Origin of the sequence: Hansschlegelia beijingensis (genome assembly GCF_045505405.1) — a bacterium.
Classification (GTDB): Bacteria; Pseudomonadota; Alphaproteobacteria; order Rhizobiales; family Methylopilaceae; genus Methylopila; species Methylopila beijingensis_A.
The window spans coordinates 1-1353 of the sequence record NZ_JBJKEX010000523.1 but is presented as its reverse complement, the minus strand read 5'-3'; the positions used below and the strand labels follow the sequence as shown (position 1 = coordinate 1353).

The following is a 1353-nucleotide window of genomic DNA, read 5'->3' as shown; positions in this document are numbered from 1 at the left end:
CCGCCTCGCCGCCCAAGCGCGCGCCGGGGCTGTGGGAGACCACGACGATCACCAATGCGGGCAGGAGCGGCGCGCGCGAGTGCATCGACGCCGCGACCGACCGGCTGGTGCGGCAGGCGATGGCCGGCCAGAGCTGCCGCAACGACGATTTCCGCGATACGCCCGAGGGCTATGTGGCGGGGGCGATCTGCAAGGCCGGCGGCATGATGGTCGACAACAAGATCGTCGTGACGGGCGATTTCGCGACCTGGGCGCGGGCCGAGGCGACCAGCACGCTGAGCGGGCTGGACGGCGGCGGACGGCGGTTCTCGACCACGATCGACGCCCGCCGGCTCGGCGACTGCGCGCCGGCCCAGAAGCCGGGCGACGTGATCCTGCCGAACGGCACGGTGATCAACGTCGGCCCGGCGCGGTGACCTGGCGCGGTCAGGCGTTGCGGTTGGCGGGGTCGCGGGCTTCCTGGTCGTAAACCCGGTCGGTGGCGCGCTCGGACACGCCCTTCTCCTGCGGCGTCATCCGGCGGTTGCGGATCATCGCATAGGCGATCACGATTCCCAGGATGACCACGCCGACCACGGTCATCAGGCCCCAAAGGTCTCCGGCTCCGTTGGCCATGCGATCTCCTCCAGCTGCTGCCGCCCGCGGCGGCTCTCGTCTTACAAGGCGCGGCGGAGACGAGTGGTTCCGTAACGGCGTCGCGACAGCCGGCGCGGGCGCGCTATAAGCGCCCCGAACGAACCGATGAGGAGACACGGATGAACTTCGCGCTCGCAAGCCTCGCCGCCGCGGCCGGCCTTCTGGCGATGGCCGTCGCCCCGGCCGCCGCCCAGCAGGCGACCACCACGCCCTCCGGCCTCAAGATCGTCGAGACGCAGGTCGGCTCCGGCGCGCCGGCCAAGGTCGGCAACGCGGTCCGGGTGCACTACACGGGCTGGCTCGAGGAAGGCGGCCAGAAGGGCAAGAAGTTCGACTCCTCCGTCGACCGCGGCCAGCCCTTCACGTTCCGGCTCGGCGTCGGCAACGTCATCCCCGGCTGGGACGAGGGCGTGGCGGGCATGAAGGTCGGCGGCAAGCGCACGCTGATCATCCCGCCGGAGCTCGGCTACGGCGCGCAGGGCGCCGGCGGCGTCATCCCGCCGAACGCCACGCTGATCTTCGACGTCGAGCTGATCGAGGCGAAGTAGGCTCAGTCGTCCTCGGACAGGGCGACGGCGCACAGCACGTCGATCACGGTGACGGCGGCCACCACGGCGACCGCCGCCATCGCGGCGTCGCGCTTCGGGTTGTGGCGGGAGAGCGCCGGGCCGAGCGCCCAGAAGTCCATGACGTCGCCCGCGACGCGGGCCCACACAG

At 71.8% G+C, this 1353-nt stretch carries 3 protein-coding genes; 2 read left to right on the top strand and 1 reads right to left on the bottom strand.

The genetic code is table 11. The features are described 5' to 3' along the window. On the top strand, positions 1-416 hold a 416-nt coding region (locus ACIKT0_RS18340), incomplete at its 5' end, for a DUF3617 domain-containing protein (RefSeq protein ID WP_407106757.1). Between the two features lie 10 nt (positions 417-426). On the opposite strand, the gene ACIKT0_RS18335 is transcribed toward ACIKT0_RS18340, so the two are convergent. After that, positions 427-615 carry a hypothetical protein gene (locus ACIKT0_RS18335; RefSeq protein ID WP_183395363.1) on the bottom strand — a complete coding sequence of 63 codons (189 nt, stop codon included), beginning with the start codon at positions 613-615 and terminating at the stop codon, positions 427-429. Between the two features lie 140 nt (positions 616-755). On the opposite strand from ACIKT0_RS18335, the gene ACIKT0_RS18330 reads away from it, so the two are divergent. After that, positions 756-1184 carry an FKBP-type peptidyl-prolyl cis-trans isomerase gene (locus tag ACIKT0_RS18330; protein WP_407106756.1) on the top strand — a complete coding sequence of 143 codons (429 nt, stop codon included), beginning with the start codon at positions 756-758 and terminating at the stop codon, positions 1182-1184. The last annotated feature ends 169 nt before the right edge of the window (positions 1185-1353 follow it).

What these genes read in the sequence shown, in the direction of transcription:
- ACIKT0_RS18335 (WP_183395363.1), bottom strand. Translation starts at nt 615, where the DNA reads ATGGCCAACGGAGCCGGAGACCTTTGGGGCCTGATGACCGTGGTCGGC.
- ACIKT0_RS18330 (WP_407106756.1), top strand. Translation starts at nt 756, where the DNA reads ATGAACTTCGCGCTCGCAAGCCTCGCCGCCGCGGCCGGCCTTCTGGCG.